1 tRNA gene and 2 rRNA genes are annotated in these 3,937 nt (G+C 52.2%); all 3 read right to left on the reverse strand.

Features of this window, described 5'->3' with window-relative positions:
- Nucleotides 1-7: 7 nt before the first annotated feature.
- A 5S ribosomal RNA gene (gene rrf / locus IFT84_RS21200) occupies nucleotides 8-122 on the reverse strand.
- Nucleotides 123-247: 125 nt separating this feature from the next.
- Nucleotides 248-3,208, reverse strand: a 23S ribosomal RNA gene (locus tag IFT84_RS21205).
- Between the two features lie 652 nt (nucleotides 3,209-3,860).
- Nucleotides 3,861-3,936: transfer RNA gene (locus IFT84_RS21210), tRNA-Ala, on the reverse strand.
- Nucleotide 3,937: the final 1 nt, after the last annotated feature.

Genomic DNA, 3,937 nt, shown 5'->3' on the forward strand with positions numbered 1-3,937 from the left:
TTTGCAGACCTGGCAGCGACCTACTCTCCCGCGTCTTAAGACGAAGTACCATCGGCGCTGGGGCGTTTCACGGCCGTGTTCGGAATGGGAACGGGTGCAGCCACCCCGCCAGAACCACCAGGTCGGCAAAGCGCAACATCGACGCCTTATGGGCGTTGACATCGTAATTGAGAAGCTGGCTGCCTTTTGAGCAATTGTTGAGTGATGGCTGATCTGGATTGGTTTCAGATGAGCACAAGCAATGAGAATGATAAAGCCTATCGAGCTATTAGTACTGGTAAGCTTCATGCGTTGCCGCACTTCCACACCCAGCCTATCAACGTGGTCGTCTTCCACGGCTCTCGAGGGAATACTCGTTTTTAGGTTGGTTTCCCGCTTAGATGCCTTCAGCGGTTATCCATTCCACATATAGCTACCCTGCTATGCCGTTGGCACGACAACAGGTCCACCAGAGATGTGTTCACCCCGGTCCTCTCGTACTAGGGGCAAATCCTATCAATATTCCTACACCTACGGCAGATAGGGACCGAACTGTCTCACGACGTTCTGAACCCAACTCACGTACCGCTTTAAATGGCGAACAGCCATACCCTTGGGACCTGCTCCAGCCCCAGGATGCGATGAGTCGACATCGAGGTGCCAAACAACCCCGTCGATATGGACTCTTGGGGGTCATCAGCCTGTTATCCCCGGCGTACCTTTTATCCGTTGAGCGATGGCCCTTCCACGCGGGACCACCGGATCACTATGACCGACTTTCGTCTCTGCTCGACTTGTCAGTCTCGCAGTCAGGCGGGCTTATGCCATTGCACTCGACGAACGATTTCCGACCGTTCTGAGCCCACCATCGCGCGCCTCCGTTACTCTTTCGGAGGCGACCGCCCCAGTCAAACTACCCACCATACACTGTCCCGGATCCGGATAACGGACCGCGGTTAGACATCCATGACGATAAGGGTGGTATTTCAAGGATGGCTCCACAGAAACTGGCGTCCCTGCTTCAAAGCCTACCACCTATCCTACACATGCCGACACGAATGCCAGTGTAAAGCTATAGTAAAGGTGCACGGGGTCTTTCCGTCTGACCGCAGGAACCCCGCATCTTCACGGGGAATTCAATTTCACTGAGTCTATGTTGGAGACAGCGGGGAAGTCGTTACGCCATTCGTGCAGGTCGGAACTTACCCGACAAGGAATTTCGCTACCTTAGGACCGTTATAGTTACGGCCGCCGTTTACTGGGGCTTCAGTTCAGAGCTTGCACCCCTCCCTTTAACCTTCCAGCACCGGGCAGGCGTCAGACCCTATACGTCGTCTTGCGACTTCGCAGAGCCCTGTGTTTTTGATAAACAGTCGCTACCCCCTGGTCTGTGCCACCCCATCATACTTGCGTACCATGGGGTCACGCTTCTTCCGAAGTTACGCGTGCAATTTGCCGAGTTCCTTCAACATAGTTCTCTCAAGCGCCTTGGTATACTCTACCTGACCACCTGTGTCGGTTTCGGGTACGGTCTATACGGTGGAGCTATTTCCTGGAACCTCTTCGCCGCACAATCAATCCAATAAGATCATACAACATACGAGATCCGTCACTACCACCAGGCCCACGAATATTAACGTGGTTCCCATCGACTACGCATGTCTGCCTCGTCTTAGGGGCCGGCTAACCCTGCTCAGATTAACTTTAAGCAGGAACCCTTGGTCTTTCGGCGAGGGAGTCTCTCACTCCCTTTATCGTTACTCATGTCAACATTCGCACTTCCGATACCTCCAGGACCCCTCACGGATATCCCTTCGCAGGCTTACGGAACGCTCTGCTACCGCAGTGTGTAAACACACTACCCTCAGCTTCGGTGCATGGCTTTAGCCCCGTTACATTTTCGGCGCAAGGACCCTTATTTAGACCAGTGAGCTGTTACGCTTTCTTTAAATGATGGCTGCTTCTAAGCCAACATCCTGGTTGTTTTGGGATCCTCACATCCTTTCCCACTTAGCCATGACTTGGGGACCTTAGATGGAGGTCAGGGTTGTTGCCCTTTTCACGACGGACGTTAGCACCCGCCGTGTGTCTGCCGAGTAGTACTTCCCGGTATTCGGAGTTTGGTTAGGATCAGTAAGACGGTGAGTCCCCATAGCCCATCCAGTGCTCTACCCCCGGGAGTATTGGCTCGACGCTCTACCTAAATAGATTTCGCAGAGAACCAGCTATCTCCGAGTTTGATTGGCCTTTCACCCCTAGCCACAAGTCATCCCGATCTATTGCAACAGATATGGGTTCGGTCCTCCAGTTGGTGTTACCCAACCTTCAACCTGCTCATGGCTAGATCACTCGGTTTCGGGTCTAATGCAACGAACTAAAACGCCCTATTCAGACTCGCTTTCGCTGCGCCTTCACCTATCGGCTTAAGCTTGCTCGTTACACTAAGTCGTTGACCCATTATACAAAAGGTACGCCGTCAGGGTTGCCCCCTCCGACTGTTTGTAGGCATCCGGTTTCAGGTTCTATTTCACTCCCCTTGTCGGGGTGCTTTTCACCTTTCCCTCACGGTACTTGTTCGCTATCGGTCATGCACGAGTACTTAGGCTTAGAGGGTGGTCCCCCTAATTTCAAACAGGATTTCACGTGTCCCGCCCTACTCAAGGACAATGATTGTTCTACGTGTACGGGGCTATCACCCGCTACGGCCGCACTTTCCAGAGCGTTCCACTTTATTCATCATTGCCACTGGCCTGGTCCGCGTTCGCTCGCCACTACTTACGGAGTCTCGGTTGATGTCCTTTCCTGCAGGTACTTAGATGTTTCAGTTCCCTGCGTTCGCTTCTTACCCCTATGTATTCAAGGTAAGATACCTTATCGCGATATCTAGAAACCTCTTTTGCCGAACCTTACTGCCCCAATCCCGGGGTTGTTTTGTCCTCACGCTGCCAGCGATCCAAAGGATCGCTTACGCTGCGGACGGCGCGCCAAACGATTGGCGACGACCGTCAGGTCACTCGTGGGAAGTCCCACGAAACTGCCTTTTCAATAAAAAGGCCAAAACAAGATTACGGCAAAACAGATTTTCTAGATATCTAAGGTGGGTTTCCCCATTCGGAAATCCATGGATCAAAGCTTATTCGCAGCTCCCCACGGCTTATCGCAGCGTATCACGTCCTTCATCGCCTGTGCATGCCAAGGCATCCACCAAATGCCCTTATTTCACTTCATCATTCTCATTGCCAATGCTCATCATGGTCAAACGGCAAAGCCGTTTGAAGACATTCAGTTACCTTTTACAACCAAACGCCATTCCATCATGCCATCAACATGTCGATATGTCCCTCATTGCACACACGCCGGTGAGTGCGAGGTCATATCATTAAGACCAGCTTCTCGAGATACGTCCGGGAATGCGCGGTCAGGCAACATTCATCAGCTTGAACCGTCAGAGATCGCCAACCAAAGCAAAAGCCAAGGCCAACCATCAACAACAATCCATGCCAGAGCGACAAACCTGATCAATCTCCAACCAGCCCGTGTCCTGCAGCTGTTAACAGCAGGGGTGTGGACTGGTCTTCAAAACAACATCACCCAATGACAAAACCGCCAGATCAACACTTGCGTGTCAATCAGCGTCATCATCAGATCATACTGGATCAAGTCTCCAGACATATCTTCTCTTCACAATGGATACAGAACAGGCACAACAGTCTCAAAAAGACCAGTGCAAACTTTTTACTTTCTATACCGGACAAGGTATCAAATCAGTCACTCGCAAACTTCCTCGCACGCCACCAACAGGGCCAGAGGCCCACGCGACAGCGCCCTTGCGGAGGCCACAGCCGTGAGCACAAACTAATCTCCGCCATTTTCAAAGAAAATGGTGGAGCTGAGCGGGATCGAACCGCTGACCCCCTGCTTGCAAAGCAGGTGCTCTCCCAGCTGAGCTACAGCCCCA

The organism is Rhizobium sp. CFBP 8762 (genome assembly GCF_014841565.1).
Lineage (GTDB): Bacteria > Pseudomonadota > Alphaproteobacteria > Rhizobiales > Rhizobiaceae > CFBP-8762.